The 3,759-nt window shown below is 74.8% G+C and carries 2 protein-coding genes; both read left to right on the top strand.

Going from position 1 to position 3,759, the window contains the following annotated elements; genetic code table 11:
• Nucleotides 1–367: 367 nt before the first annotated feature.
• Entirely contained in the window at nucleotides 368–2,656 is a 2,289-nt protein-coding gene (locus GL263_RS23200) for a DEAD/DEAH box helicase (RefSeq protein ID WP_182857696.1), read from the top strand.
• Nucleotides 2,657–2,861: 205 nt separating this feature from the next.
• On the top strand, nucleotides 2,862–3,755 hold the full coding sequence (locus GL263_RS23195; RefSeq protein ID WP_182857695.1) for a DMT family transporter: 894 nt from the start codon (nucleotides 2,862–2,864) through the stop codon (nucleotides 3,753–3,755).
• Nucleotides 3,756–3,759 lie beyond the last annotated feature (4 nt).

The following is a 3,759-nucleotide window of genomic DNA, read 5'->3' as shown; positions in this document are numbered from 1 at the left end:
CAGGCGCCCAGCCCGTCGCCGTCCCGCAACCAGCCGCCGCGGCCCCGGCCGACCCCGTCGGGCGGAACGCCGTCACCGCCCGCGCCGGAACCCTCGGACGACCCGGACCCCGGTCCCGGCGACCCCGGTACCGAGCCGGAGGACTAGCGTGCGGACCGTCTCGGCGCCCGGGGGCGATTTGCCTCCTGCCGGGGGTGGTGCGTATGGTGGTAGATCGTTTGATCCCATTTGCCCGGCCGCCCAGAGTTGGCGTGCCGTGTGGCGCGTATCTGCTGCTTGGCCGTGGCTGACCGCATCGAGGCGGTCTGTGTGCGAACACGGAAGTCTGCGGCGCGTGCCGATGAACTCCGGAAGGTTCGCATTTCGTATGTCTGTGATCACTGCTGACTCCGCCCTGCCCGGGAACGACTCGATCGACGTCGAGAACACCGAGGTCGAGGAGCGGGACGCGGCGGAACAGCTCGTCGACACCGCCGAGGCCGCCGAGGCCCTCGACACCGTCGACACCGTCGAGGCCGACACCGCCGACGACACCGCCGACGACACCGCCGACGACACCGCCGACGACGACGCCCCGGCCGCCGACGAGGTGACGTTCGGCACGCTCGGCCTGCCCGACCCCGTCGTGCGCAAGCTCGGCCAGAACGGTGTTGTCACCCCGTTCCCCATCCAGGCCGCCACCATCCCCGACGCGCTGCGCGGCAAGGACATCCTCGGCCGCGGCCGCACCGGCTCCGGCAAGACGCTCAGCTTCGGCCTGCCCACCCTCGCCCAGCTGGCCGGCGGCAGCACCGCCCGGCACCGCCCGCGCGGCATCATCCTCACCCCCACCCGCGAACTCGCCATGCAGGTCTCCGACGCGCTGCAGCCCTACGGCGACGTGCTCGGCCTCAAGCTGAAGGTCGTCTGCGGCGGCACCTCCATGGCCAACCAGATCTCCGCCCTGGAGCGCGGCGTCGACATCCTCGTCGCCACCCCGGGCCGACTGCGCGACCTGATCAACCGCCGCGCGTGCTCGCTGGACGACGTCCAGGTCGCCGTGCTGGACGAGGCCGACCAGATGGCCGACCTCGGCTTCCTGCCCGAGGTCACCGAGATCCTCGACCTGGTGCCCGAGGGCGGCCAGCGCATGCTGTTCTCCGCCACGCTGGAGAACGAGATCGACAGCCTCGTCAAGCGCTACCTCGTCGACCCCGTCAGCCACGAGGTCGACGCGGCCCAGGGCGCGGTCACGACGATGACGCACCACATCCTCATCGTGAAGCCGCGCGACAAGGCCCCGATCACCAACGCGATCGCCGCCCGCGACGGCCGCACCATCGTCTTCGTCCGCACCCAGCTCGGCGCCGACCGCGTCGCCGAGCAGCTGCGCGAGGCCGGCGTGAAGGCCGACGCGCTGCACGGCGGCATGACGCAGGGCGCCCGCACCCGCACCCTGGCCGACTTCAAGGACGGCCTGGTCAACGTGCTCGTCGCCACCGACGTCGCCGCGCGCGGCATCCACGTCGACGGCATCGACCTCGTCCTCAACGTCGACCCGGCCGGCGACCACAAGGACTACCTGCACCGCTCCGGCCGCACCGCGCGCGCCGGCCGCTCCGGCAGCGTCGTGTCGCTGGCGCTGCCGCACCAGCGGCGGCAGATCTTCCGGCTGATGGAGGACGCCGGCGTCGACGCCTCGCGCCACATCATCGGCCGGGGCGAACTGTTCGACGACGAGGTCGCCCGCATCACCGGCGTCCGCTCCCTCACCGAGGTGCAGGCGGAGGCCGCCTCCGGCACCGCCCGCCAGGCCGAGCTCGAGGTCGCCGAACTGACCCGCAAGCTGGAGCGCGCCCGCCGCCGCGCCGCCGAACTCCGCGAGGAGGCCGACCAGCTCACCGGTCGCGCCGCCCGCGAGCGCGGCGAGGACCCGGACGAGGCCATCGCCCGGGCCGCCGAGGAGCGCGCCGAGGCCCTCGCCCAGGAAGAGGCCGCCGCGGCCGTCCGGGAGGCGAAGGAAGCGGCCCGCGCGGAGAGGGAGCGCCGCTCCGAGGAGCGCCGCCGCGAGGGCGGCGAGCGGGGTGGCGACCGTGGCGGCTTCCGCCGGGACGGCGAGCGCGGCGGGTTCCGTCGGGACGGCGACCGCGGCGGTGACCGTGGCGGGTTCCGCCGGGACGGCGACCGTCCGGGCCGTGGCGGCCAGGAGCGCGGCGACCGCGGTGGCGACCGTGGCGGCTTCCGCCGGGACGCCGACCGCGGCGGCCGGTCCTTCGACCGCGGTGACCGTGGCGGCTTCCGCCGTGACGACCGTGGCGACCGGGGCGACCGCTTCGAGCGCGGCGACCGCTTCGAGCGTGGCGACCGCAACGACCGGGGTGACCGTGTCGAGCGCGGCGAGCGCTTCGACCGTGGTGACCGCCGCGACGGCGAGCGCCGCGACGGCGACCGCCCGCACCGGGCCTACGACCGCACCGAGCGCGGTGACCACGGCGGCTTCCGCCGCGACCGGGAGCGCACCGACCGCCCGTTCAACCGCGACCGCCGCGACGAGCGCCGCCCGTTCGGCCGTCGTGACGACCACCGCACCGGCGGCCGCACCCACGAGCGTTCGTTCGACCGCTCCGGCGGCACCGACCGGCGCGCCGAGAAGCCGCGCTGGAAGCGCAACGGCTGACGCGGCGCCAGCCGACCGACCCACCGAGGGCCGGTGACCGACACCCACCGTGTCGGTCACCGGCCCTCGGCCGTTCGCACCGGCCGTGTCCGCGCCGGTACGTACGTGCCACCGCGTACGCGCCGGTACGTACGTGCCACCGCGTACGCGCCGGTACGTACGTGTCGCAGCCCCCGCCCGTCCGCCGGTCGCCTAGCCTGCCGCCATGGAACGTGGCCTCGACCGGCCCGCCCTCGTCGCCTTCGCCGGGGCCGCGCTGTTCGCGGGCGGGAACGCCGTCGGCATCCGGTTCAGCAACCGGGAACTCGACGCGCTGTGGGGAGCGGCCCTGCGGTTCGGCGCCGCCGCCGTCCTCTTGCTGACGGTCGTGGCGGCGTCCCGGCTGGTCCTGCCGCGCGGCCGGGCGCTGGCCGGCGCGGTGCTGTTCGGCCTGCTGAACTTCGGTCTGACGTTCGCGCTGACGTACTACGCGCTGGTGCGTCTCCACGCGGGCCTCACCCAGACCATCCTCGCCCTCGTCCCGCTCGCCGCGCTGCTCCTCGCCGTCGCCCAGCGACAGGAGCGGCTGCGTCCGGCGGCCGTCGCCGGCACGCTTGTCGCCGTCGCCGGCGTCGCGCTGGTGACGCAGGCGCCGCTGCGGAGCTCGGTGCCGGTCCTGTCGGTGCTGGCGATGCTCGGCGCGGTGCTGTGCCTCGCCCAGGCAGCCGTGCTCGTCCGCCGCCTGCCGAAGGTCCACCCGGTGACCATGAACGCCGTCGGGATGACCGCCGCCGCCCTCGCGCTCTTCGCCGGCTCGTTCGTTGCCGGCGACCGGTGGGAGCTGCCCGCCCGCGCCGCGACGTGGTGGGCGCTCGGCTACCTCGTCGTGGCGGGCTCGGTGCTGACGTTTGTCCTGTACCTGTTTGTCATCGGCCGCTGGGGCGCCTCCCGCGCCGCCTACGTCTTCGTGCTCGTGCCCGTCGTGACGATCGTGCTCTCCGCCTGGCTCGACGACGAACCGCTCACCGGCTACCTGCTGTTCGGCGCGCCGCTCATCCTGCTCGGCGTCTACCTCGGTGCCCTCCGGCCCGCCCGCCACGCCACCGAACACGGGACCTGAAGCC

Origin of the sequence: Streptomyces durbertensis (genome assembly GCF_014156695.1) — a bacterium.
GTDB lineage: Bacteria > Actinomycetota > Actinomycetes > Streptomycetales > Streptomycetaceae > Streptomyces > Streptomyces durbertensis.
Note: the sequence above shows the minus strand (reverse complement) of the source record. Positions and strands in the feature narration are given on the sequence as shown.